The 22,721-nt window shown below is 74.2% G+C and carries 21 protein-coding genes, 1 tRNA gene and 1 pseudogene; 10 read left to right on the plus strand and 13 right to left on the minus strand.

Translation table 11 applies throughout. The annotated features are described in order from the left end of the window. Positions 1-44: 44 nt before the first annotated feature. Positions 45-1,118, minus strand: coding sequence for an alpha/beta fold hydrolase (locus ACFV3R_RS26505; protein WP_385588176.1), 1,074 nt, complete (start codon positions 1,116-1,118; stop codon positions 45-47). A gap of 206 nt (positions 1,119-1,324) precedes the next feature. Between ACFV3R_RS26505 and ACFV3R_RS26510 the strand changes: the two genes are divergently transcribed. After that, the gene (locus ACFV3R_RS26510) at positions 1,325-1,999 is read left to right on the plus strand and encodes an RNA polymerase sigma factor (RefSeq protein WP_385588179.1); all 675 of its coding nucleotides are present in this window, start codon (positions 1,325-1,327) and stop codon (positions 1,997-1,999) included. Beyond that, the gene (locus tag ACFV3R_RS26515) at positions 1,996-3,135 is read left to right on the plus strand and encodes a CU044_5270 family protein (RefSeq protein WP_385588182.1); all 1,140 of its coding nucleotides are present in this window, start codon (positions 1,996-1,998) and stop codon (positions 3,133-3,135) included. Before ACFV3R_RS26510 ends, ACFV3R_RS26515 begins: the two co-directional genes overlap by 4 nt. A gap of 235 nt (positions 3,136-3,370) precedes the next feature. Here the strand turns inward: ACFV3R_RS26515 and argH are convergent, their stop codons facing one another. Together argH and ACFV3R_RS26525 are read right to left on the minus strand one after the other, a co-directional pair. After that, positions 3,371-4,798, minus strand: a complete 1,428-nt coding sequence (gene argH, locus ACFV3R_RS26520; RefSeq protein ID WP_385588185.1) for an argininosuccinate lyase — start codon at positions 4,796-4,798, stop codon at positions 3,371-3,373. Positions 4,799-4,927: 129 nt separating this feature from the next. Continuing rightward, positions 4,928-5,326, minus strand: coding sequence for a DUF488 domain-containing protein (locus ACFV3R_RS26525; protein ID WP_385588188.1), 399 nt, complete (start codon positions 5,324-5,326; stop codon positions 4,928-4,930). Positions 5,327-5,644: 318 nt separating this feature from the next. On the opposite strand from ACFV3R_RS26525, the gene ACFV3R_RS26530 reads away from it, so the two are divergent. Next, positions 5,645-5,721: transfer RNA gene (locus ACFV3R_RS26530), tRNA-Pro, on the plus strand. Positions 5,722-5,990: 269 nt separating this feature from the next. On the opposite strand, the gene ACFV3R_RS26535 is transcribed toward ACFV3R_RS26530, so the two are convergent. The 5 genes from ACFV3R_RS26535 to argC all read right to left on the minus strand — a co-directional run bounded on the left by ACFV3R_RS26535 (position 5,991) and on the right by argC (position 11,091). After that, on the minus strand, positions 5,991-6,533 hold the full coding sequence (locus tag ACFV3R_RS26535) for an arginine repressor (RefSeq protein ID WP_385588191.1): 543 nt from the start codon (positions 6,531-6,533) through the stop codon (positions 5,991-5,993). An 8-nt stretch (positions 6,534-6,541) separates the two neighbouring features. After that, positions 6,542-7,807 carry an acetylornithine transaminase gene (locus ACFV3R_RS26540; protein ID WP_385588194.1) on the minus strand — a complete coding sequence of 422 codons (1,266 nt, stop codon included), beginning with the start codon at positions 7,805-7,807 and terminating at the stop codon, positions 6,542-6,544. Further along, positions 7,804-8,814, minus strand: coding sequence for an acetylglutamate kinase (gene argB / locus ACFV3R_RS26545; RefSeq protein WP_385588197.1), 1,011 nt, complete (start codon positions 8,812-8,814; stop codon positions 7,804-7,806). The genes ACFV3R_RS26540 and argB overlap by 4 nt, the downstream gene beginning before the upstream one ends. Continuing rightward, positions 8,811-9,962, minus strand: a complete 1,152-nt coding sequence (gene argJ / locus ACFV3R_RS26550; protein WP_385588199.1) for a bifunctional glutamate N-acetyltransferase/amino-acid acetyltransferase ArgJ — start codon at positions 9,960-9,962, stop codon at positions 8,811-8,813. The genes argB and argJ overlap by 4 nt, the downstream gene beginning before the upstream one ends. A gap of 97 nt (positions 9,963-10,059) precedes the next feature. Continuing rightward, a complete protein-coding gene (argC, locus tag ACFV3R_RS26555; protein ID WP_385588202.1) occupies positions 10,060-11,091 on the minus strand; it encodes an N-acetyl-gamma-glutamyl-phosphate reductase in 1,032 nt (343 codons plus the stop codon). A gap of 218 nt (positions 11,092-11,309) precedes the next feature. On the opposite strand from argC, the gene ACFV3R_RS26560 reads away from it, so the two are divergent. Continuing rightward, the gene (locus ACFV3R_RS26560; RefSeq protein ID WP_385588206.1) at positions 11,310-11,828 is read left to right on the plus strand and encodes a hypothetical protein; all 519 of its coding nucleotides are present in this window, start codon (positions 11,310-11,312) and stop codon (positions 11,826-11,828) included. A gap of 242 nt (positions 11,829-12,070) precedes the next feature. Here the strand turns inward: ACFV3R_RS26560 and ACFV3R_RS26565 are convergent, their stop codons facing one another. Then, a complete protein-coding gene (locus ACFV3R_RS26565; protein ID WP_385588209.1) occupies positions 12,071-12,607 on the minus strand; it encodes a VOC family protein in 537 nt (178 codons plus the stop codon). Positions 12,608-12,855: 248 nt separating this feature from the next. On the opposite strand from ACFV3R_RS26565, the gene ACFV3R_RS26570 reads away from it, so the two are divergent. The 3 genes from ACFV3R_RS26570 (at position 12,856) to ACFV3R_RS26580 (ending at position 15,144) form a co-directional block, all read left to right on the plus strand. Next, the gene (locus tag ACFV3R_RS26570) at positions 12,856-13,050 is read left to right on the plus strand and encodes a DUF1918 domain-containing protein (RefSeq protein ID WP_385588212.1); all 195 of its coding nucleotides are present in this window, start codon (positions 12,856-12,858) and stop codon (positions 13,048-13,050) included. A gap of 263 nt (positions 13,051-13,313) precedes the next feature. Beyond that, positions 13,314-14,171: a 3-hydroxybutyryl-CoA dehydrogenase gene (locus tag ACFV3R_RS26575; protein WP_385588215.1), complete on the plus strand. Its 858-nt coding sequence runs from the start codon at positions 13,314-13,316 to the stop codon at positions 14,169-14,171. Between the two features lie 187 nt (positions 14,172-14,358). After that, positions 14,359-15,144 (plus strand): GltA, encoded by a 786-nt coding sequence (locus ACFV3R_RS26580; RefSeq protein ID WP_385588218.1) that lies wholly within the window; start codon positions 14,359-14,361, stop codon positions 15,142-15,144. A gap of 118 nt (positions 15,145-15,262) precedes the next feature. Here ACFV3R_RS26580 and ACFV3R_RS26585 read toward each other — a convergent pair whose 3' ends face one another. Beyond that, positions 15,263-16,480 (minus strand): MFS transporter, encoded by a 1,218-nt coding sequence (locus ACFV3R_RS26585; protein WP_385588220.1) that lies wholly within the window; start codon positions 16,478-16,480, stop codon positions 15,263-15,265. A gap of 359 nt (positions 16,481-16,839) precedes the next feature. Here ACFV3R_RS26585 and ACFV3R_RS26590 point away from each other — a divergent pair. Together ACFV3R_RS26590 and ACFV3R_RS26595 are read left to right on the plus strand one after the other, a co-directional pair. Beyond that, positions 16,840-17,040: pseudogene (locus ACFV3R_RS26590) on the plus strand (aconitase family protein); the annotation flags it as partial. 67 nt (positions 17,041-17,107) lie between these two features. Beyond that, a complete protein-coding gene (locus ACFV3R_RS26595) occupies positions 17,108-17,527 on the plus strand; it encodes a hypothetical protein (RefSeq protein WP_385588223.1) in 420 nt (139 codons plus the stop codon). Positions 17,528-17,645: 118 nt separating this feature from the next. Here ACFV3R_RS26595 and ACFV3R_RS26600 read toward each other — a convergent pair whose 3' ends face one another. The 3 genes from ACFV3R_RS26600 to ACFV3R_RS26610 all read right to left on the minus strand — a co-directional run bounded on the left by ACFV3R_RS26600 (position 17,646) and on the right by ACFV3R_RS26610 (position 20,709). Then, positions 17,646-18,599, minus strand: a complete 954-nt coding sequence (locus ACFV3R_RS26600; RefSeq protein WP_385588226.1) for a nucleoside hydrolase — start codon at positions 18,597-18,599, stop codon at positions 17,646-17,648. Between the two features lie 63 nt (positions 18,600-18,662). Continuing rightward, positions 18,663-19,874, minus strand: a complete 1,212-nt coding sequence (locus tag ACFV3R_RS26605; protein WP_385588230.1) for an adenosine deaminase — start codon at positions 19,872-19,874, stop codon at positions 18,663-18,665. Between the two features lie 91 nt (positions 19,875-19,965). Next, positions 19,966-20,709: a GntR family transcriptional regulator gene (locus ACFV3R_RS26610; protein WP_385588233.1), complete on the minus strand. Its 744-nt coding sequence runs from the start codon at positions 20,707-20,709 to the stop codon at positions 19,966-19,968. 351 nt (positions 20,710-21,060) lie between these two features. Here ACFV3R_RS26610 and ACFV3R_RS26615 point away from each other — a divergent pair, with 351 nt between their 5' ends. Continuing rightward, a complete protein-coding gene (locus ACFV3R_RS26615; RefSeq protein WP_385588236.1) occupies positions 21,061-22,497 on the plus strand; it encodes an MFS transporter in 1,437 nt (478 codons plus the stop codon). Positions 22,498-22,721: the final 224 nt, after the last annotated feature.

A 22,721-nucleotide genomic window follows, 5' to 3' on the forward strand; every position in this document is an offset into this window, starting at 1 on the left:
CGACCCGAGAGGGTGCGCGGCCTCTCGCCGTTGCGGGCGGCTGCTCAGCCGGCGTCCTTCCAGGCGCAGCCGCCGAGCACCGCGCCGTGGCGCACCGCTGCGCCGGCCTCGCGGGCCGGGAGCACGCGGGTGTGGTCGCCGACGCAGACGGCCGTGCGGTCGGCCCAGCCGGCCATGTCGAGGAGGACCTGGTCCCAGTGGCGGTACTGCACGTCGTGGCCGGTGTCGGCGTAGCGGCGCACCGTGACGCGGGAGCCGAAGGCGTCGTTCCACCGGGCCTGCACCTCGGGCGGCACGGTGGTGTCCTTCTCGCCGGTGTAGACGTACACGGGGGCCTTGAGCGCGGTCGCGTCGGGGCCGGGCCGCTCGCAGTACAGCCGCTGCTCGTGCACCTGGGGCGCCGGGTCGGCCTGCTGCCCGCGCTGGTAGTAGGTGCGGGCCCCGTCCTCCTCGGCGCGGTCGGTGAAGCCCGGGATGTCGTGGACGGGGCTGTCGTCGGGGAAGGCCCACCAGGTGCGCGGGTCGCGTATCTGGCCGGCGAGTTCCTTGCTGAGGGCTGCGTCGTCCAGGGCGCAGTAGGCGGGCTTCGCTCCGTACGGCGGCTCGGCGGCGGCCAGGTGGAGCGAGGCGATCCGTCCGGGGTGGGCGGCGGCGAGGTGGGCGGCGTAGGGGCCGCCGCCGGAGATGGCCACCACGGTGACCCTGCCCAGCCCGAGGTGGTCGAGGACGGCTTCGACGTCACCGGTGTAGTCCGCGAAGCCGAGCGAGGGGTCGTAGTCGGTGTCGCCGAACCCGTTGCGTTCGACGGAGATCAGCCGCAGGCCGAGGTTCTCCCGGGTGGTGCGGAGGAACTCGGTCATGCCGGAGGCGCGCGCGGTGGTGCCGGTGCCGCCGATGAAGAGGACGGGACGGGCGCCGCTCTCGCCGGTGTCGCTGTAGTGCACCGTCCGCCCCGCGTGACGCAGCGCGTGGACCTGCGGTCCCAGCGGGTCGAAGTGGTCCTGGACGACCGGGGCCGGTCGCCGGCCGGCTGCCGCGGGGGCGGACCCGCTGACGCTGAGGACGGTGGCGGCGCTCAGGGCGAGGACGGTGGCGGCGGCGGCTGTGGCCTTGTTCATTTGTTCACTCCCGGGATGTGGTCGCGCAAGGGCGGACCCTTCCCAGGAATGGCGTGACCATGCCCAATGTGATCACCGCGGCAGCCGGGCGCGACCCTCCGTCCCCGGTGGCCCTCGGCCCTCCGGACAATGAGCGGTGCCGCGTGGCCGGCGGGGTGTGGTGCGGAACACAGGAACCCGGGGGGCTTCGCGGTGAGGGACGAGGTGTGAGGCGTACCGAGGAAGACGAAGCGGGCCGTGAGCGGGCCCGGATCAGAGCAGGCGACCGGCAGGCGTTCTCCGCGCTCTACGAGGAGCACGCGCGAGGCGTGTACCAGCACGCCCTGCGGCTCACCGGGGACTGGGCGGCGGCGGAGGAGGTGTTGTCGGAGACGTTCCTCGCCGCCTGGCGCACCCGTGAGCGGATCGAGCCCGAGGGCGGTTCGCTCCGCCCCTGGCTGTACGGCATCGCCACCCACAAGGCGCTCGGGGTGCAGCGCGGCCGGAAACGGCTGAGCGCGTTCCTGGGCCGGCGGCCGGAACCCGAGCCCGTCGCCGACTTCGCCCAGGAGACGGCGGAGCGGATCGACGACGCCCGGCGGCTCGCGGCCGTCCAGGTCGCGCTGGAGCGGCTGCGGCGCCCGGAACGCGAGGTGTTGACGCTCTGTGTGTGGGCCGGGCTCGGCTACGCGGAGGCCGCCGAGGCGCTGGGGGTGCCCGTCGGGACCGTGCGGTCCCGGCTCTCGCGCGCCCGTGCGCGCCTCGCGCGGCTGAGCGACCAGGCGGCGCGGCAGGAGCGGCGCGCCCGTTCCGCAAACGGCAGGGAACCGCGTCCGCGTCGCGGTGAGGAAGAGGGTGGGGTCGCGTTCGCGGCCCTGCCGCTGCGGGAGGACACGCTGTGAAGAGCAACGACAAGAACCGTGCCGGCGACGAACTCACCGATCTCGCCCGGCTGTTGCCGCCGCCCCCGAAGGCGGAACTCGCGCCGGAGCGTCATCGCCATCTCAAGGACGTACTGATGCGCCAGATCGACCACGACCTCGCCCAGACCGCCGCCACCGGCGGGGAGCGGCACGCCGAACCCGCCGCCGGCACGGCCGGGACACCCTTCCGCGGCCGGGTGCTGCGCCCCCGCTTCCTGGTGCCCGTCGCCGCCGCACTCGCGCTCGCCGCCGGGGCCACCGTCGCCGTCCAGGGCGGCGGTGGCCAGGCCCCCGCCCCGGCCGCCGCCCCCGCCTCGGGAGCCGTCGTCCTCCTCAACCAGATCGCTGCCGCCGCGCAGCACAGCCCGGTCGGGACCAAGGCGCCGGGCGCGGACCAGTACGTCTACACCCGGTCTCTCGTCCGGGGGAACGACGGCGAGTTCGGCGGCCGGGTGAAGCTCGGGGCCACGTACACCGACGAGCGGTGGATGTCGCAGGACCCGTCCCCCGTGACCACGCTGGGCCACGGCCGGGACAGCGGCAAGGGTGCCCCGATGTCGGGCGAGATGCTGCCCATCGAGGTATCCGTCCCGGACGGCTCGAAGGACGACGGAGCCCTCGCGCCCGGTCTGAACCGGCCCACCTACGGCTGGCTGGCATCACTGCCCACCGATCCGGACGCCCTGCTGAAGAAGCTGTCCGCCCAGGTCACACCGGTCAAGGGACGGGAGACCCGGGACCAGGCCGTCTTCAGCACGGTCGGGGACCTGGTCTCCGCCAACTCCATGCCGCCGGAGAACGCCGCCGCGTTCTACCGTGCGATCGCCCGCATCCCGGGGGTGCGGAAGGTGCCGGACGCCGTCGACGCCGCGGGCCGCCACGGCGTCGGCATCACCTTGGCGCACAGCGCGTGGGCCGACCGCGAAGTGTGGATCTTCGACCGTGACACGCTCGCCTACCTCGGTTCGCGCATGTACCTGACCGAGAACGGGAAGTCGGGGCGCCACGAGGTGCTGGGCGGCCTGGACGCCGTCATGCAGCGCGGTGTGGTGGACCGGGTGGGCGCGAGGCCCGCCAAGTCCAAGGGGACCGCGCGGACCCAGGCGGCCGGCTGACGGTGGCCGGCGGGACGGGGGAGGGGACAGAGCGGCCCGCCGGGCTCCCAGGTCCCCGTCACGCCGAGGCGCACTGACGATCGCGGACGGCCGGGGCGGTGCCCACCAGAGCACCCTGGGGCCGTTCAGGCGTTGGGCCTCTCTGCTTGGCGCTGGGCGGGGGGGGGCCCCACCAGAGCACCGCCCCGGCCGTCCCGTGGCGTTCCCGGGGGCCGCAGGTGGCGGCCCCGGACCGTCACTTCCGGGCGTCCGCCCACTGCCGCTGCACTGCGAGGTCGGCCTTGACCTCGGCGATCTGGACCGCCACCGCGGAGGGGGCGGTGCCACCGCGGCCGTTGCGGGAGGCGAGCGCGCCGGAGACGTCGAGGACGGTGCGGACCTCGGGCGTCAGGTGCGGGGAGATCTTCGCGAACTGCTCGTCGGTCAGCTCGTCGAGCTCGATGCCGTTCGCCTCGCACTCCTTCACGCACTCGCCGGCCACCTCGTGCGCCACCCGGAACGGCACGCCCTGGCGCACCAGCCACTCGGCGATGTCGGTGGCCAGCGAGAAGCCGGCGGGGGCGAGTTCGGCCATCCGCTCGCGGTTGACGGTGAGCGTGGCCATCATGCCGGTGAACGCCGGGAGCAGGATCTCCAGCTGGTCGCAGGAGTCGAACACCGGCTCCTTGTCCTCCTGGAGGTCCCGGTTGTAGGCCAGCGGCAGCGCCTTGAGGGTGGCCAGCAGGCCCGTCAGGTTGCCGATGAGCCGGCCGGACTTGCCCCGCGCGAGTTCGGCGATGTCCGGGTTCTTCTTCTGCGGCATGATCGAGGAACCGGTGGAGAAGGCGTCGTGGAGGGTCACGAACGAGAACTCGCGGGTGTTCCAGAGGATGATCTCCTCCGCGATCCGGGAGAGGTCGATGCCGATCATCGCGGTGACGAAGGCGAACTCGGCGACGAAGTCCCGGGCCGCGGTGCCGTCGATGGAGTTGGCCGAGGAGCCGTGCTCGAAGCCGAGGTCGCGGGCAACGGCCTCCGGGTCCAGGCCCAGCGAGGAGCCCGCGAGGGCGCCGGAGCCGTAGGGCGAGACGGCGGTGCGCTCGTCCCACTGCCGCAGCCGCTCCGCGTCCCGGGAGAGCGCCTGGACGTGGGCGAGGACGTGGTGCGCGAAGAGGACCGGCTGCGCGTGCTGGAGGTGGGTGCGCCCCGGCATCGCGACGTCGGGGTGGGCCTCGGCGAGGCCGAGCAGCGCCTCCTGGAGGTCGGTGAGCAGGCCCCCGACGATGCGGGCGTGGTCACGCAGGTACATCCGGAAGAGGGTGGCGACCTGGTCGTTGCGGGACCGGCCGGCGCGCAGCTTGCCGCCGAGGTCGGGCCCGAGGCGCTCCAGCAGGCCGCGTTCGAGCGCGGTGTGGACGTCCTCGTCGGCGATGGTGCCGGTGAACGCCCCCGAGGCGACGTCGGCCTCCAGCGCGTCGAGCCCGGCGAGCATCCGGGTCAGCTCGTCCTCGTCCAGCAGGCCCGCCTTGTGCAGGACCCGTGCGTGGGCGCGGGAGCCCGCGATGTCGTAGGGGGCGAGCCGCCAGTCGAAGTGGACGGAGGCCGACAGGGCGGCGAGAGCCTCGCTCGGTCCGTCGGCGAACCGCCCGCCCCAGAGCCGGACGTCACCGGTGTTGCTGCTCAACTTCGCGCTCCTTGCTGACGGGTGTGGCGGGGGCGGCCGGCACGGCCGGGCCCTGGGGCGGGCCGTTGCACCGGCAGTGCACAGCACCCACCCTTGGAGGCATAATTATGCGAGCGTCCGCATGTTTCGTCAATGCGCGCGTCTGACGGCCTCCAGCAGGACCGCCACATGGCTCTCGTCCGGGTTCTTCGAGGCGGTCAGGAGGGTCAGCGGGCCCTTCCCGGCCCGGTCCAGCAGGTCCCGCAGCGCCTCCTCGCGCGCCGGCTCGGCGAGCTCGGCCCGGTAGGCCTCGGTGAACTCGGCGAACCGCTCGCTGCGGTGCCCGAACCAGCGGCGCAGCTCCGCGGAGGGCGCCACCTCCTTGCACCACATGTCCAGGTGGGCGGCGTCCTTGGCCAGGCCGCGCGGCCACAGCCGGTCCACCAGTACCCGGGTGCCGTCCTCGGGCTCCGGCGGGTCGTAGACCCGTCGTACGCGCACCTCTCGCCCGGCACCGCCGCCCGTCCGTCTCTCTCTCGCAGCCGTCATGCCCGGAGAAAAGCACGAAGGCGGCGCGGCCGACGGCTGACGCGGCGGGGAATCCGCCGTACGGGCAGGACCGGCGCGGGCCGCGGACGGGCCGCCGGGCCGGTCGCGGTGGCCGGCGGTCCGGCGGCCGTCCGCCTCGGCTCCGGCCGCCGCCGAGGCTGTCGCCGCCACCGGCCCCGCCACCGGCGCCACCCCGGGAAGCCGGCCGTTCCGCGGCCCGCCGGGCGCCGACCGACCCCCGTTTTTGGCACACGGGCCCCGACAGGGTATTTTTCTTGTGCACGCCCCGCCGGGAGATCCACCCGGCGAAGCGGGCATCGGGACGTGGCGCAGCTTGGTAGCGCACTTGACTGGGGGTCAAGGGGTCGCAGGTTCAAATCCTGTCGTCCCGACCAGCGTTTTCGCAGGTCGGAGGCCGCTCTCACCGCAAGGTGGGGACGGCCTCCGCTGCGTGGTGGGGGCGCGGCGGTCGGCCGGTCAGTGGGGGCCGCTGGGTACCTGCCGGTACACGCCCGCCGGTGCGGTGCGGCGTCGGCTGCCGCGGAAGGCCGGTGTGTTCGGGCGCGTGCGGAGCCGGCCCTTTCCGCTCCGGCCGGCGGGTGACCGGTACCGGCCCAGGCCGCCGCGCCGCCGCCCCGGGTGACCGGAGGGCGGCGGGCGGGGCTCAGTGCGTGCGCTGGGCCAGCCTGAGCAGGTGGTCGGCGAGTGCCTGGCCGCCGGCCGGGTCGCGGCTGATGAGGACCACGGTGTCGTCGCCGGCGATGGTGCCGAGGATGTCGTGGAGCTCGGCCTGGTCGATGGCGGAGGCCAGGAACTGGGCGGCACCGGGCGGGGTGCGCAGCACGACGAGGTTGGCGCTGGCCTCGGCGGAGATGAGGAGTTCGCCGGCGAGGCGGCGCATGCGCTCCTCCTTGGCCGACTCGCCGAGCGGCGCCCGCGGGGTGCGGTCGCCGCCCTCCCCCGGCACCGCGTAGATCAGCTCACCACCCGTGTTGCGGATCTTGACCGCGCCGAGTTCGTCGAGGTCGCGGGAGAGCGTCGCCTGGGTGACGGTCAGGCCGTCGTCGGCGAGCAGTTTGGCGAGCTGGCTCTGCGAACGGACGGCCCTGCGCCCCAGGATGTCCACGATCCGCCGGTGCCGGGCGGTGCGGGTCTGGGGCACGGCGGGGCCGCCGTGCGCGGTGGCGTCGTCGTGCGCGTCGATCATCGGTGTCGTCAGTCTCCGGATCCTTGTTCCCCCGCCGCCCCTTCGTGGACGGTGGTCAGGACCGCGGGCAGTTTCTGGAGGAACCGCTCCACGTCGTCCTCGCGGACGTTGAGCGGCGGGGCGAGCCGGACCACGTCCGGCGCGACCGCGTTCACCAGGAGCCCCGCGTCCTGAGCCGCCTGGCGGACCTGCGGTGCCAGGGGCTCTCTCAAGACGATACCGAGGAGGAGCCCGGCACCCCGGACATGGTCGACCAACGGGTGGCCCAGCGCCTCGACGCCCTCGCGCAGCCGCTCCCCGGTCCGCTTGACGTGGTCGAGCAGCCCCTCGTCCTCGATGGTGTCGAGGACGGCGAGGGCGGCGGCGCACACCACGGGGTTGCCGCTGAAGGTGGAACCGTGGCTTCCGGGGGTGAGCAGGTCGGCGGCGGGGCCGAAGGCGAGGGTGGCGCCGATGGGGAGGCCGCCGCCGAGGCCCTTGGCGAGGGTGACGACGTCCGCCTCGACGCCCTCCTCCTGCGCGGCGAACCAGTGGCCGGTGCGGCCGATGCCGGTCTGGATCTCGTCCAGGACCAGCAGTGTCCCGGTCGCGGCGGTGATCTCGCGGGCGGCCCGGAGGTAGCCGGGCGGCGGGCTGACGACGCCGTTCTCGCCCTGGATGGGCTCCAGCACCACCAGGGCGGTCTCGGTGGTGACGGCGGCGCGCAGGGCCGCGGCATCGCCGTAGGGGACGTGGCTGACCTCGCCCGGCAGCGGGCGGAAGGGATCCTGCTTGGCGGGCTGACCGGTCAGGGCCAGGGCTCCCATGGTGCGGCCGTGGAAGCCGCCGCTCGTGGCGACCATGTGGGTGCGGCCCGTCAGCCTGCCGATCTTGAAGGCGGCCTCGTTGGCCTCGGCCCCCGAGTTGGAGAAGTAGACCCGCCCGGCACGGCCGGTCAGGTTCAGCAGCCGCTCGGCGAGGGCGACGGTCGGTTCGGCGACGAAGAAGTTGGAGACGTGCCCCAGGGTCGCGATCTGCCTGGTCACCGCCTGCACCACGGCGGGGTGCCCGTGGCCGAGGGCGTTGACGGCGATGCCGCCGAGGAAGTCGAGGTAGCTGCGGCCCTCGGCGTCCCACACGGTGCTGCCCTCGCCGCGCACCAGGGGGAGCGCGGGGGTGCCGAAGTTGTCCATCATCGCGCCCTGCCAGCGGCGGGTCAGCGCGTCGTTGCCCGTGCTGTCGGCGGCACCGGTGCCTGCGGGGGCGGGTGCGGCGGGAGACGTGACGCCGGTCATGCCTGTTCCTCCAGCGGTGTGGGGACGGGGTGCGTGGCCTGTTGCGGGTCGGGGGCGGAGCTCGGGGCGGGAGGCGCCGGCGGCTCGTCGCCGGGTGCGCCGTCGGGGACGACCATCGTGCCGATGCCGTCGTCGGTGAAGATCTCCAGCAGGATCGAGTGCGGGACGCGGCCGTCCAGGACGCGGGCGGTGGAGACGCCGTTGCGCACGGCGTGCAGGCAGCCCCGCATCTTCGGCACCATGCCGCTGGCCAGTTCCGGGAGCAGCGCCTCCAGTTCGGAGGCGGTCAGCCGGGAGATGACCTCGTCGCTCGCGGGCCAGTCCTCGTACAGCCCCTCGACGTCGGTGAGGATCATCAGCGTCTCGGCGTCCAGCGAGGCCGCGAGGGCCGCGGCGGCGGTGTCGGCGTTGACGTTGTAGACGTGGCCGTCGTCGGCGCTGCGGGCGATGGAGGAGATCACCGGGATGCGGCCGTCGTCGAGCAGGGCGGTGACGGCCCCGGTGTCCACGGCGGTGATCTCGCCGACCCGGCCGATGTCCACGCGCTCCCCGTCGATCTCGGCGAAGTGCTGGACGGCGGTCATCAGGTGCGCGTCCTCGCCGGTCATGCCGACGGCGAGCGGACCGTGCCGGTTGAGCAGGCCGACCAGCTCCCGCTGGACCTGTCCGGCCAGGACCATGCGGACGACGTCCATCGCCTCCGGGGTGGTGACCCGCAGGCCCGCCTTGAACTCGGAGACCAGGCCGAAGCGGTCCAGCGCCGCGCTGATCTGCGGGCCGCCGCCGTGCACCACCACGGGCCGCAGTCCGGCGTGGCGGAGGAAGACGACGTCCTGGGCGAAGGCCGCCTTCAGCTCCTCGTCGACCATGGCGTTGCCGCCGAACTTCACCACCACCGTCTTGCCGTGGTGGCGGGTGAGCCAGGGCAGCGCCTCGATGAGGGTGCGTGCCTTGGGCAGGGCGGTGTTCTTCCGGGGGGCGGCCTGACCGGCCTTGGAAACGCTCATGAGGAGTACGCGCTGTTCTCGTGGACGTAGTCGGCGGTCAGGTCGTTGGTCCAGATGACGGCCGAGTGGTCGCCGGCGGCGAGGTCGGCGGTGATGCGGACCTCGCGGAAGCGCATGTCGACCAGGTCGCGGTCCTCGCCGACGGAGCCGCCCCGGCAGACCCAGACGCCGTTGATGGCGACGTTGAGCGCGTCGGGCTCGAAGACCGCAGAGGTGGTGCCGATGGCCGACAGGACGCGGCCCCAGTTGGGGTCCTCGCCGTGGACGGCGCACTTGAGCAGGTTGTTGCGGGCGATGCTGCGGCCCACCTCGACGGCGTCGTCCTCACTGGCGGCGCCGACGACCTCGATGCGGATGTCCTTGCTGGCGCCCTCGGCGTCGCCGATGAGCTGCCGGCCCAGGTCGTCGCAGACGGCCCGGACCGCGGCCGCGAACTCCTCCTGGCCGGGGGTGACGCCGGACGCGCCGGAGGCCAGCAGCAGCACGGTGTCGTTGGTGGACATGCAGCCGTCGGAGTCGAGCCGGTCGAAGGTGGTGCGCGTCGACTCGCGCAGCGCGGCGTCGAGGGCCTCGGCCGGCAGGTCGGCGTCGGTGGTCAGGACGACGAGCATGGTGGCGAGCCCCGGCGCGAGCATGCCCGCGCCCTTGGCCATGCCGCCGACGGTCCAGCCCGCGCCGCCGGCCACCGCCGTCTTGTGGACGGTGTCGGTGGTCTTGATGGCGATGGCCGCCTTCTCACCGCCGTGCTCGGAGAGGGCGACGGCGGCCTTCTCCACACCGGGCAGCAGTGCGTCCATCGGCAGGCGGGTGCCGATCAGGCCGGTGGAGGCGACGGCCACCTCGGCGGCGCTCACCCCCAGCACCTCGGCTGCCTTCTCTGCGGTGGCGTGGGTGTCCTGGAAGCCGAGCGGGCCGGTGCAGGCGTTGGCGCCGCCGGAGTTGAGGACGACGGCCGAGACCGCGCCGCCCCTGAGCACCTGCTGCGACCAGAGCACGGGAGCGGCCTTGACGCGGTTGGCGGTGAAGACGCCGGCTGCGGCCTTGCGGGGGCCGGTGTTGACCACGAGGGCCAGGTCCGGGGCGCCGCTCGCCTTGATCCCGGCGGCGATGCCGGCGGCGGTGAAGCCCTGTGCTGCCGTGACGCTCACGTCGTTTGCTCCTTCTGTACTGCGGCCGCGGGGTGCGGTGGGTAGGGGTGGGTCCGGTACGCCGTGCGGTGTCGGCGGACCTTGCGGCCGGCGCCTGTCACGGTGCGACCCCCGCCCCCGGCAGGCCGAGCGTCTCGGGCAGGCCCAAGGCGATGTTCATGGACTGGATCGCGCCGCCGGCGGTGCCCTTGGCCAGGTTGTCGATGGCGACGATCACGATCACGCGCCCGGCGGCCTCGTCGAGCGCGACCTGGAGCAGGGCGGTGTTGGACCCGTACACCGACGCGGTGCTGGGCCACTGGCCCTCCGGCAGCAGGTGGACGAAGGGCTCGTCCGCCAGCGCCTTGCGGTACGCGGCGCGCAGCGACTCGCCGGTGGTGCCGGGGCGGGCCTTGGCCGAGCAGGTGGCGAGGATGCCGCGGGGCATCGGTGCCAGGGTCGGGGTGAAGGAGACGGTGACCGGCTCGCCCGCGGCGGCGGAGAGGTTCTGTGCCATCTCCGGGGTGTGCCGGTGGACGCCGCCGACCCCGTAGGGGCTCATGGCGCCCATGACCTCGCTGCCCAGCAGGTGCGGCTTGGGCGCCTTCCCGGCGCCCGAGGTGCCGGAGGCGGCGACGACGACGGCCTCCGCCTCGACCAGGTGCTCGGCGTAGGCGGGGAAGAGCGCCAGGGAGACGGCCGTCGGGTAGCAGCCGGGGACCGCGATGCGGCGGGTGCCCGCCAGTGCGGCGCGGCCTCCCGGGAGCTCGGGGAGGCCGTAGGGCCAGGTCCCGGCGTGCGCGGAGCCGTAGAAGCGTTCCCAGTCGGCGGCCTCGCGCAGCCGGAAGTCGGCGCCGCAGTCGACGACGAGGACCTCCGGCCCCAGCTCCTCGGCCACGGCGGCGGACTGCCCGTGCGGAAGGGCGAGGAAGACCACGTCGTGTCCGGCCAGGACCTCGGTGGTCGTCTCCTGCAGGACCCTGTCCGCGAGCGGGAGCAGGTGCGGCTGGAGCTCACCGAGGCGACGGCCCGCGTTGGAGGCGCCGGTCACCGCGCCGATCTCGACCTCCGGGTGTCCCAGCAGCAGCCGCAGGAGCTCGCCTCCCGCGTACCCGCTCGCCCCGGCCACCGCCGCCCGTATCGCTGCCATGTCGCCTCCTTCTCGATGGCATGACTATACGGAAGCGGGAAGTTTTATGCAATGGGCGACGGGTCGGGCCGGCCCGCCCGGTGAGACCGGGCGTTCGGGCCGGCAACCGCGTACCGGCCCCGGCCCCGGTCAGGACCACCCTTGGCGCCGCAGGCCGTGGCAGGGCGCCTCCTGGGCCCGGCTCCGGCCGTCCGGGGAGCTGGGTGATCCTGATCGGTATGCACCATGCGCTCACTCACTGGGACAGTCCCTTCATCAACTTCAGGGACTTCGGCTTCCCGGACGGGCGGGGCCACGGACACCGGTGGGTTCACATCAAACGCTTCCACCTGCCTCCCGGCTCACCGACCGACGAGGACCTGCTGGCCGCCCTGATCGCCCACCCGGAGTTCCGGGACACCTACGACGGAGCCGGTGTCTGGCTCGAACCCCGCCATGGCCAGTGGTGGGCGGATCGGATCACTCCCGGCACGTATGCCGCCGTCGACGAGCCGATCGCGACCGGCACGATATCCACGTGGGCCACCAGTGGTGCCCCACTTCCCGCGGACCTGGCCGCGAGGCTTCAGGAGGCCGTCTTCACCCCCGTCCGCCAGGCGACGAGTCGGTACGCGCTCGGAGCCCTCCGCGAGGACGCGCAGCACGACTACGGCCCCGTCCACGTCGAGTTCCACGAACTCGTGCTCATCGACCGCCGCCTCGGCGTCCTCGCCCTCGTGGTCGCCGCCGACGACTGAGACGGCTGACGCGACCGAGCCCCCGGACCGGTCGACACCCCACACCGCACCGAGGACTCCACCCGGCACAGCGGGCCGACTGAACCGGTCGGTCACACCCGGTCACCGGGCGCCACCGGCCACTGCCGCAGCCGGCGGCCGCACCCCGGACCGCTCCCCCTCCCCGGCGCGCGGTTCCCGGCGCTTCCCCCTCCCGGAGGGCCGGCCGCCCGCGCCGCCCGCCGCTTGACGGGCCCGGGCGCTCACGGTGTCCAACGGCGGTCGTCCGTCTCCTGTTCGTAGGGCTGCGGGTCGGGGTGGCTGAGGAGTTCGAGGGTGGCGCCCCAGGGTGTGCGGGTGTAGACGAAGCGGTTGCGGGGGCCCGCCTCCGGGCCGGGCAGCGGGTGCGGTGCGTCCAGCGCCCGCCCACCGGCCGCCACGACCCGTGCGAGCACCGCCTCCAGGTCGTCGACGTGGACGGCGAGGTGCTGCCAGCCCAGGTCGCACGGCAGCGCCGCGTCCCGCCTGCGGGGCCCCTCGTACTCGAAGAGCTCCAGCCCGGGGCCGTGCGGCAGGGCCAGCATGCGCACCGCCACCTGCCGGGTACCGGGCGGCACCCCCAGGCGGCGTTCGCTCTCCTCCCCGCCCTTCGGCCCCTGCTCCCGCGGCAGCGTGTCGTACAGGACCCGGGCGTCCAGGGCCGCGCGGAAGAAGTCGGTGGCCGCCTCGACGTCGGGCACGGTGACGCCCACGTGGTCGATGCCGCGGGCGGCAGGGCCGGGTGGGGTGGTGTGGGGCACGGGCGCACTCCGCGGGTGGGGGACGGACGCGGCTTCGGGTACCCGCCGGGGCGGCCCCCATCCGCAGTGGCTGCCCGACCGGCACCCGTCTGTCCGGCGCCGGTCGCCACAGGTCGCCGCGGTGGGAGGGGCCGGGCCCGCGGGCGGCGTCGGCACGCCGGTTCGGGGTACCCGCCGCGGTCGTAGGGTGAAAGAGGGACGCCCGGTCACGGGTGACTCCCGACGCTGTCGAGGTGGAGGTGAGCTGCATGGAGGCCACCGAAGGCGACCGCCTGCTCTTGCACGGCCGCACCGTGGGGCACGAGGACAGGGTCGCCGAGGTCGTCGAGGTCCTCGGCGAGCACGGCGAGCCACCGTTCCGCGTCCGGTTCGAGGACGGTCACGAGACGCTGATGTCGCCCGGCCCGGACACGGTCGTGCGGCACGAGGGGCAGGCTGCCTAGCTCCGGGGGAAAGGGCGTGGGTGCGGCCGGCGGCAAGGTGTCGCCGGCCGCACCCGTGTCCGGGGTGACCGGCCGGCGGGGCGGCTCGCGGGCTCCGGGGCGGGCTGACGGCAGGTGGTACGGCTCACACCTTCCCCGCCCCGGGCCCCTTCCGGCGGTCCGGCGCAGGTAACGTCGGTCCGAGCGCGGACGGTGCGGCCCGCCCCGGGAACGGGCGTGCCCGGCACCGCACCGCCCGGTTCCCGATCAGCGAAAGGCACGATGTGACCGACATCGAACGCGTCGGCGTGGTGGGTTGCGGCCAGATGGGCGCGGGCATCGCGGAGGTCTGCGCCCGTTCCGGCCTGGAAGTCATGGTCGCCGAGACCACGGGTGAGGCTCTGGAGCTGGGCCGTACCCGCCTGACGAACTCGCTCCGCAAGGCGGCCGAGCGCGGCAAGATCACGGTGGCGGAGCGCGACGCGACGCTGGACCGGCTGAGCTTCACCACCGACCTCGGCGAGTTCGCCGACCGGGACCTCGTCGTCGAGGCCGTGGTGGAGAGCGAGCCGGTCAAGACCGAGATCTTCCAGGTCCTCGATCAGGTGGTGACCCGTCCCGACGCCATCCTCGCCTCCAACACCAGCTCCATCCCGGTCGTGAAGCTGGCCGTGGCGACGTCGCGCCCCGACTACGTCCTGGGCATCCACTTCTTCAACCCGGCCCCGGTGCAGCGGCTCGTGGAGCTCATCCCGGCACTGACCACCGGCGACGACGCCCTCAAGCGGGCGGAGGTGCTGGTCCGCGACGTCCTGGGCAAGCACGCCATCCGCGCGCAGGACCGCTCCGGGTTCGTGGTCAACGCACTGCTGATCCCCTACCTGCTCTCCGCGGTCCGGATGTTCGAGCAGGGCATCGCCAGCCGCGAGGACATCGACGACGGCATGGAGATGGGCTGCGCGCACCCCATGGGTCCGCTCAAGCTCGCCGACATGATCGGCCTCGACACGGTCGCCTCGGTCGCCGACTCCATGTACGCCGAGTACAAGGAGCCCCTCTACGCCGCTCCCCCGCTGCTCCAGCGCATGGTCGACGCGGGCCGGCTGGGACGCAAGAGCGGGTCGGGGTTCTACGCGTACTGAGCCGCGCCGGTCCCGGGCGTGCACTGGTCCGCAGCCTCTTCGGCAGCCCGGGGCACGGAAACCGCCAGGCGAGGGCCCGGCGCTCCGCACGGAGTCGTCCGGGCCCTTCCCTGTTGTTGCGGTCGGCGATGCCCGCGTTGCCGGCGGACCCGGCCCGGCTCCGCCACTCAACCCTCCTGGAACGGCCATGAACAAGATCATCAGCGTCGTGACCCCGGTGTACGACGGGGGCGCCGCCCACCTGCGCGAGGCGTACGAGTCCGTCCGGGACGAGCGGGAACGCCTGCCCGCAGGATGGGACGTGCAGTGGCTCGTCCAGGAGGACGGCACCACGGGCGTCCCCCTCGGCCTGCTGCCGGACGAACCCTGGATCTCCACCGGGACGGCTGCCCGCGGTGGCGCCGGAGTCGCCCGCACCATGGCCCTGGCCCGGGCCGAGGGCGACCTGGTCCGGGCCCTGGACGCGGACGACCTGCTCACGCCTGGGGGGCTCGCCCGGGACATCACCGCCCTGCAGGACCATCCCGACCTGGGGTGGTGCATCTCCGCCGGACTGGATCTGCTCCCTGACGGTTCGTTGGCCGGCGGGCCCTACGACCCGCCCGAGGGCCCGCTCACCTACCGGACCCTGCTCGCCGCCTACGACGCGGACCGGTTCCCGGTCATCGGTACGCACCTCACCGCCCGCCGTGAACTGCTGCTCCTCGCAGGTGCCTGGCCGGCCCTACCGGCATGGGAGACCATCGCCGTGGTCCTCCTGTGTGCCGCCGTGTCCGACGGGTGGATGACCGCGGCCCCGGGAGGGATCTACCGCAAGCACCCCCACCAGACCACAGCGCGGTCCGAGTACGCCGACGTGGCCGACCTCGGCCAACTCCGCACGATCATCCGGCAGATCGCGGAGGCGAAGCACGGCAGTGCCTGGCGGTGGACGCCCAGCGCCGCCCGACCGTCCGGGTCCCGGAGCCGCTGAGCCGCCCGGGCCCGGGCGGGACGGGGCGGGGCGGCCCGGGACGGGGCGGGGCCGCGCGCGACTCCGGCATGGCGTACCGGGGTCGCGGGTCGATGCGCGGCGCGGGGCAGGTCCCGGTTCAGGACGCGGCCTTCGCCGGCTCCACCGGCCCGGAGCCGGCCGGTGCTGCGGCCCCGGGCCGGCGTCCCGCCGGCGGCACCGTCATCGCCGCGAGGCCCGCGACCACGGCGGCCAGGCCGAAGCCGGCGGCGTAACCTGCGGCGCCGATGAGGGAGCCCAGCAGGGGCGGGGTCATCGAGGCGGCCAGGTTCTGTCCGGTGTTCTGCACCCCCATGGCACGGCCCGACCAGGAGCGGCCCGCGAGTTCCGCGACCGCGGTGAAGGCCAGGCCGTTGGTGCTGGCGGTGATGCCGCAGGCGATGACCAGCAGCGTGTCCGAGGCCGGTGAGGGCCACACCGCGCCCAGCGCCGTCGCGACCAGCACCACGGTGGTGAGGCAGGCCAGTTGGCGCATCGGGCGCAGCCGGCTGGAGACGCGGTCCGACCAGCGGCCCGCCACCACTCGGGAGAGAGCGCCGAGCACCTGGGCCACGGCCAGGAGCTGACCGGCGGCGACGGCTCCGTAGCCGCGTACGTCCACCAGGAAGACCAGGGCGAAGGCGCTCGCCGTGAACTGGGGCACGCACAGCAGGGCGCTGGCGCCGTGGATGCGCCACAGCGAGGGGTTGCGGTACGGGTTGCCGGTCCGCTCCGCGGGCCGGCCGTCCGGACTCGGCTCGGCCTGCGGGGGGTTGGCCGACAGGGCGCCCACCAGGAGGGCGAACAGGGCGCACAGGGCGGCGCAGAAGACACCCGGACCCCGCACCCCGAAGGACTCGGCGAGTCCGGGGATGCACAGCGCCGCCACCCCCATACCCAGGGGCGTCGAGGTCTGCCGGATCCCCATCGCCAGCCCGCGCTCCTTGGCGGAGAACCAGCCCATGACCAGCCGGCCGCTGGCCGCGTACACCGAGGCGCTAGCGGCTCCGGACAGGGCGAAGAGGAGACCGAGCGGGACCAGCCCCTCGACCTGCGTGCCCAGGGCGAGCAGCACTGCGGTCATCGTCAGCCCCACCGTGATGACCAGGCGCTCGCCCACGCGGTCGGCGAGTGCACCCCAGGCCACCAGGGCGAGCACTAGACCGGCGGTGGGACAGGCGACCACCAGGCCGACCTGACTCAGACTCAGCGCGCCGTCGTGGCGCAGCTCCTCGGACATGTAGGGCAGTCCGTAGACGAAGACACAGGCGACGGTCTGTGCGCCGGTGCCCAGCGCGAGGATCAGCCAGCGTCGCACAGGAGACCTCTCTCTGCTGTCGGACGTCCGACAGGGGGCGTCAGGAACGGATGGAGGAAGAAGGCGAAGGCGATCGCCGTGTTGAGCACGCCGCCGTCGAGGATCACGGCGAAGCGGCCCAGACAGGTCCCCAGGAAAGTCCGTTGCGTTGCACACGGGGCTCTCCCTTCTCGGGCCTGGGCCGAGGTTCGGAGCTCAACGAAAGAGCGCCCTGAGCGTACGCAGGTCAGAAGGGTCACGTCTGCACAGCAAGACGTAAATCTCAGGATACGAGACACCTTGCTGTCACAGCAACGCTCAAGTCCGCCAGCATGATCGCGGATTGAGGCACAGCGTCTCGCATGGTGATACCTGTAGAGATGGGGCGGACGGCCACGGAACGGACACTCGCTGAAAAACTGTGGGACTCGCACGTGGTGCGGCGTGCGCCGGGGGAGCCGGGCCTCCTCCACATCGATCTGCGCATGCTCCACGAGGTGACCAGCCCGCAGGCCTTCAGCGGCCTGCGGGAGGCCGGTCGCCCGGTGCGCCGCCCGGACCTCACCATCGCCACCGAGGACCAGCAGGGCGCCGGCATCCTCGTCGCGGGGCCGGACTTCGCCACCGGTTCACCCGCGCGAGCACGCCGTGTGGGCGCTGCGGGAGTACGACTTCAAGGCCGTCATCTCCTCCCGCTTCGCCGACATCTTCCGCGGCAACTCCCTCAAGCGCGGCCTGCTCACGGTGATCCTGCCGCAGGGGCAGGTCGAGAAGATCTGGGCGCTGACCGAGGCCGACCCGCAGGCCGCGGTGACCGTGGACCTCGTCGCGCGTGAGGTCCGCGCCGGCGAGGAGACCTTCCCCTTTGACTGCGACGACGAGGCCTACCGCCGGCTGCTCGGAGGGCCCGACGACATCTCGCTGACGCTGAAGCACATCGAGGAGAGCGAGGAGTACGAGAAGGGGCGGCCGGACTTCCCCTCTGACCCTCCCCGTACGGGTCTGAGGACGGTGGGAGGAGGCGGCCCCGCCGCCCTCCCCCGCCCCACCCCGACACCCCGGGGTTGACCGGCCCGCTGCCGTGCGACCGGGGCGGCCGACGCCCACGCGCGCGAGGGGGCCGGCCCAGCGGGAGCGGCAGCACGCCGGCAGCCGCCGCCCGGCGTGCTCGCGCCGGCGGGCGGGCTCAGGCCGGTTGCAGCGCTCCGGCGCAGGTGGCGAAGAGCAGTTCCTTGAAGCCGCTCTCGCTGACCCGCCGGGCCAGGGTCAGGTTCGGCGGCGGAGCCGAGAGCCGGCGGTCCACGATGAGCTGGCCGCGGACCTCGTCCCCGAGCGCGACGTCGACGTGGACCTGCTCGCTCTCCGTCACCAGGTCCGGGCGCAGGGCCACTGCCATGGCGATCGGGTCGGGCAGGTCGTAGCCGGCCAGCCCGGTGACCTCGCGGGCCCACTCGGCCACGGTGCGGTTGATGCGGTGGACGAACTCGGCCCGGGGGGTGCCGATCGCCTCCAGGCGTTCCTGGTCGGCGGGGGTCATGACGGCGTCCTTGCGGGAGACGTCCCAGCCGATCCAGGTGACCTTGTCGGGGGTGGCCGCCTCCAGCACGATACGGGCGGCCTCGGGGTCGGCCCACACGTTGAACTCGGCGGTGGCCGACACGTTGCCGCGGGCGTCGGGCGCTCCGGCCATGCAGTAGACGTGCCGGAAGCGGCTGAGCAGGTCGCGGTCGCGCAGCAGGGCGGCGGCGATGTTCGTCAGCGGCGCCAACGTGACCAGCGTCAGCTCGCCCGGGTGGCGGCGGGACAGGTCGAGCAGGACCTCCACCGCGTGCCCGGGGTCGGAGGAACGCACCGGGTCGGGCAGTCCCACGTCGCCCATGCCGTCCTCACCGTGGACGTTCTGGGCGCTGATCAGGGGGCGCGTCATGGGCCGTTCGCAGCCGGGGTGCACGGGTACGTGGGTGGCTCCGGCGACCTCCAGCGACAGCAGGGCGTTGCGCGTCGCGGTCGGAAGCGGCACGTTGCCCGCCACGGTGGTGACCGCGCGTATGTCGCCCAGGCCGCTGGCTCCGGCCAGCAACAGGGCCACGGCGTCGTCGGAGCCGGTGTCGGTGTCGATGAGGAGGGGGAGGGGCGTCACGGGACTGCCTTTCGTCACGGGGCGGGGAGGGGGACAGCGCGTGGGGCGGCCGGCGGCGGCCAGTCAGGCGCCCGGGGTGGCCGGCTGCCCGGTCGCAGCGGCTGCGCGCAGCCGCGCGAAACCGGGACGGATGACGTCCTCGATCAGGGCGTGCCGCTCGTCGAACGGCAGGAAGGCCGACTTGGCCGCGTCGACGGTGAAGTGTTCGACGTCCTCCAGCCCGTATCCGAAGGTCTCCACCAGGTGGCCGAACTCCTGGCTCAGGGTGACGCCGCTGACCAGGCGGTTGTCGGTGTTGACGGTGACGCGGAACCGCAGGCGGGCCAGGAGGTCCACGGGGTGGGTGGCGTAGGACTTCGCGGCGCCGGTCTGGAGGTTGGAGGTGGGGCAGACCTCCAGTGGGACGCGGCGGTCGCGGACCCAGGAGGCGAGCCGGCCCAGCCGTGCCGTTCCGTCCTCGGCCACCGTGATGTCGTCGGTGATCCGCACGCCGTGTCCGATGCGGTCGGCGCCGCAGACCTGCAGTGCCTCCGCGATCGACTCCGCACCGACCGCCTCGCCGGCGTGCACCGTGAAGTGCGCGTGGGCGCGGCGCAGTCGGTCGAAGGCCGCCAGGTGGCGGGCTGGCGGGTTGCCGATCTCACCGCCGGCGATGTCGAAGCCGACGACGCCCTCGTCGCGGAAGGCCACCACCAGGTCGGCGATCTCCTCGCCGCGGTCGCTGTGGCGCATGGCCGTGAGCAGCGTGCCGATCCGGACCGAGCGGCCGGCCTCGCGCGCCCGGCGTTCGCCCTCCCGGAAACCGTCCTGCACCGCCTGCGTCACCTGGCGCGTCGTCAGCCCGCCCACCTGGTGCTGCTCGGGGGCGTAGCGGACCTCGGCGTACACGACTCCGTCGGCGGCGAGGTCCTCGGCGCACTCGGCGGCGACCCGCTGCAGCGCCTCGGGGGTCTGCAGGACGGCGCAGGTGTGCGCAAAGGTCTCCAGGTAGCGCTCCAGCGAGCCGGAGTCGGCGGCCGTGCGGAACCAGTGGGCGAGCTCGTCGGGGTCGGTGGTGGGCAGGCGGTGGCCGGCGTCCCGGGCCAGTTCGACGAGGGTGGTCGGGCGCAGGCCGCCGTCGAGGTGGTCGTGGAGGAGGACCTTGGGGGCGGCGACGAGGTCGGCCGGGGAGGGGGCGGGCGCGGCCTCCCGGGCGGCCGGGATGTGGTGCGCGGGGGCGTCGGCGGAACCGGGGGCGCGGCGACCCACCGGACGGTACTTGTCTGACAAGAGCATGGGGGGAGTATAGGTATCGCCGTCCGCGGCGCAACCACCCGCCCGCCGCCGCCCCGCCCGGCCCGCCCCTCCCCCGGCTCCGTCCGGGCCGTCAGCGGGCCTGGATGACCGGCAGTGCCGGGACGCCGGAGGGCAGCATGTACTTGGCCGCCAGCACCGGCGTCCCGCCCACCCGTACCACCTGGGTGACCAGCACCGCGGGGGTGTCCGCGGGCCGCCCCAACTGCCGCCCCCGGCGCTGGCCGAGGAGGGTGGCGACGAGCGTGGCGGTGCCCCGCAGCGGCAGTTCGCGCCCGGCCGCCAGCAGGACGTGCAGCATGGAGCCGGCCGGTTCGGGCGGCTCGCTCAGCGCGTCGGCAAGCCCCGGGGCGAGCGCCTCCAGCGCTTTCCCGGGTGCGGCCCACTCCTGGGCAAGGCAGGCGGGCACCCCGTCGACGTCTATCGCGGTCTCCCAGAACGCCACCCGGTCGTGGACCGTGAGCAGCAGGTGCTGGGCAGAGAAGTCGGTCGGCTCCTCGGCCTTGACGGCCAGCACCGTGGTGCGCGCCGGCCGGCCGGCTCCGAGCAGCTGCTCCATCGAGCGCACGTACTCGAAGCCGCGCTGCGGCAGCCGGTTGACCGTGCGCCCCACCCCGCGGCGGACGTCGAGGACCCCGTCCTCCTGGAGCAGGATCAGCGCCTCGCGCAGGGCGGGGCGGCTCACCCCGAGGTCGGCGGCCAGCTTGGGCTCGGTGGGCAGCGGTGAGCCGGGCGGGTAGGTCCCCTGCTCGATCGCCTCCACGATGCGCTCGTACAGGGCGACCACCGGTCGGCGCCGGGGCGCTTGGGCAACCATCTCGTCCTCCGTCGGGGCCCGGGGGTCCTGGTCGGCTTCACCGGTTGCCGCCACCGGTCCGGGCCGGATCGTCCCAGGCTAACCAGCGGACACCCCTTGACCCCTTCCCACCGGCTCGGGTAGACCAGTCGCTACCCGCTACTTGTCAGACAGCGTCGTTCGGCGAGGGCTGCATGGGCGGGTGGGGCCGGGCGCGTCCAGCGCGCCGGCGCGCTCGTCGCGCGTCCTGTCCGTCCCCCGGCCGCCACCGGGCGTCCGGGCGGAGGGCGGTCCACGGCCGTCCCTCCGGACGGCCCCCGCCGCGGGCCGCGGTCGTATCGCGCCGCGTTCCCTCTCACCCAGGAGTCCACCATGCCGCCGACGGGTCGCGCCACACCCACCCGGTCGCCGCGCCAGCTGGGGCTGCTCTTCGCCCTCGTCCTGGCTGTGCTCGGCTACCAGATCAACGCCACCATGCTCAGCCCGGCGCTGCCCGACGTCATCCACCGGCTGCACACCGACGCCGGGGTCGCGGGCCTGTCCCAGACGCTGTTCTTCCTGTGCGCCTCACTGGGCCAGATCGTCCTGGCGCGGCTCAGCGACTTCCGCGGGCGTCGCACCATGATGCTGCTGGCCGGAGCGGTACTGATCGTCGGCAACCTGGCCTGCACCCTGGCACCGAACGTGGGGGTCTTCCTCGCCGGCCGGGTGCTGCAAGGCGTCTCCGCCGCCAACTTCACCCTCGCCTTCCTCATCCTCGACCAGGCCATGGACCCCAAGCGGTTCGGCTGGGCCGCCGGGGTCATCACCGCCGTCAACGGCGGCTTCGCGGGCGTGGACGCCGTCGCCGGCGGCCGGATCGCCGACACCATCGGGTTCCGCGGCGTCTTCGCCGTCAGTCTGCTCGTCAGCCTCGCCGGCACCGTCGGCGTCCTGCTGGCCGTTCCCCGGCTCGCCCCCACCGCCACCGGGCGGATGGACTGGCCCGGCGCGGCCCTGCTCGCCACCGGCGTCGGCGGCCTGCTGGTCGGCCTCTCCCAGGGCCAGTCCTGGGGCTGGGTCTCCCCCGCCACCCTGGCCTGCGGCATCGGCGGGGCGGCTGCCCTGGTCGGGTTCTGGTGCGTCCAGCGCCGCACCTCCCGGCCCCTGATCGACACCGCGCTGCTGGCCTCCCGCCGCTCCTGGCCCCTGCTGGCCACCTCGGCCCTCACCCTGGCCGGTGCCTTCGGCGCGCTCTCGCTCACCGTCCCCCTCTTCACCCAGGACCCGGACGCCGGCTTCGGCCTGAACGCCTTCCGCTCCGCCCTGCTGTACGCCACGCCCGCCTCCGCCATCGGCGTCATCGGGGCGCCGCTCGCGGGCTGGCTCGGCCCCCGTCTGGGGTGGCGGCGCGGGGTGCGGCTGGGGGCCGTCGGCACCCTCGTCGCCTTCGCGGGGGCCACCGTGCTGCTGGACTCGCCCTGGGCGCTGTGCGCCCTGCTCGCGGTCCTCGGCATCACCTACAACGGGCTGAGCATGACCGCCCTGAACGGTCTGTCGGTGGTGGCGGTGCCCGAGGCCGAGGGTGCACTGCCCGGCCTGAACGGTGCCTGCATCGGCATCGGCGCCTCGCTCGGCACCGCCGTCGCCTCCGCCGTGATCACCTCCGGCAGCCACGGCGGCCACACCGCCCACGCGGCCTACACCGGGGCGATGTACGCGGCGCTCGGCCTGCTGGTGACGGCCCTCGTCTGCGCCCTGGCCATCGCCCGTCCCGGCCGCCCCGACGCCCCGGCCGAGGAGAGGTCCGCGCAGCTCGAAGCGGTCTGAGGGGCCCTGCGCGGGCCGGTCGCGTTCCGGTGTTCCTCCGCCCCGAAGTGCCTGGGTCGGCCGGCCCCGTTGCGGGACCACGGGGACCGAAGGGAGAGCGGACGAGGGGGGGCCCGCCCGCCGGAGGGGGGCGGGGGCCCCCCCGCGCCCGCGCGCGGCGCCCCCCCGCCCCCCCGCGGGGCGGGGCCCCCCCCGCCCCCGGGGGGCCCCGGCGCGGGCGGCCG

Source organism: Streptomyces sp. NPDC059740 (assembly GCF_042733155.1).
Lineage (GTDB): Bacteria > Actinomycetota > Actinomycetes > Streptomycetales > Streptomycetaceae > Streptomyces.

Excerpts from the sequence above, each read along its gene's own strand:
- ACFV3R_RS26505 (WP_385588176.1), bottom strand. The coding sequence starts at position 1,118 with ATGAACAAGGCCACAGCCGCCGCCGCCACCGTCCTCGCCCTGAGCGCC.
- ACFV3R_RS26525 (WP_385588188.1), bottom strand. The coding sequence starts at position 5,326 with ATGACGGCTGCGAGAGAGAGACGGACGGGCGGCGGTGCCGGGCGAGAG.
- ACFV3R_RS26535 (WP_385588191.1), bottom strand. The coding sequence starts at position 6,533 with ATGATCGACGCGCACGACGACGCCACCGCGCACGGCGGCCCCGCCGTG.
- ACFV3R_RS26540 (WP_385588194.1), bottom strand. The coding sequence starts at position 7,807 with ATGACCGGCGTCACGTCTCCCGCCGCACCCGCCCCCGCAGGCACCGGT.
- argB (WP_385588197.1), bottom strand. The coding sequence starts at position 8,814 with ATGAGCGTTTCCAAGGCCGGTCAGGCCGCCCCCCGGAAGAACACCGCC.
- argC (WP_385588202.1), bottom strand. The coding sequence starts at position 11,091 with ATGGCAGCGATACGGGCGGCGGTGGCCGGGGCGAGCGGGTACGCGGGA.
- ACFV3R_RS26560 (WP_385588206.1), top strand. The coding sequence starts at position 11,310 with ATGCACCATGCGCTCACTCACTGGGACAGTCCCTTCATCAACTTCAGG.
- ACFV3R_RS26570 (WP_385588212.1), top strand. The coding sequence starts at position 12,856 with ATGGAGGCCACCGAAGGCGACCGCCTGCTCTTGCACGGCCGCACCGTG.
- ACFV3R_RS26580 (WP_385588218.1), top strand. The coding sequence starts at position 14,359 with ATGAACAAGATCATCAGCGTCGTGACCCCGGTGTACGACGGGGGCGCC.
- ACFV3R_RS26605 (WP_385588230.1), bottom strand. The coding sequence starts at position 19,874 with ATGCTCTTGTCAGACAAGTACCGTCCGGTGGGTCGCCGCGCCCCCGGT.
- ACFV3R_RS26610 (WP_385588233.1), bottom strand. The coding sequence starts at position 20,709 with ATGGTTGCCCAAGCGCCCCGGCGCCGACCGGTGGTCGCCCTGTACGAG.
- ACFV3R_RS26615 (WP_385588236.1), top strand. The coding sequence starts at position 21,061 with ATGCCGCCGACGGGTCGCGCCACACCCACCCGGTCGCCGCGCCAGCTG.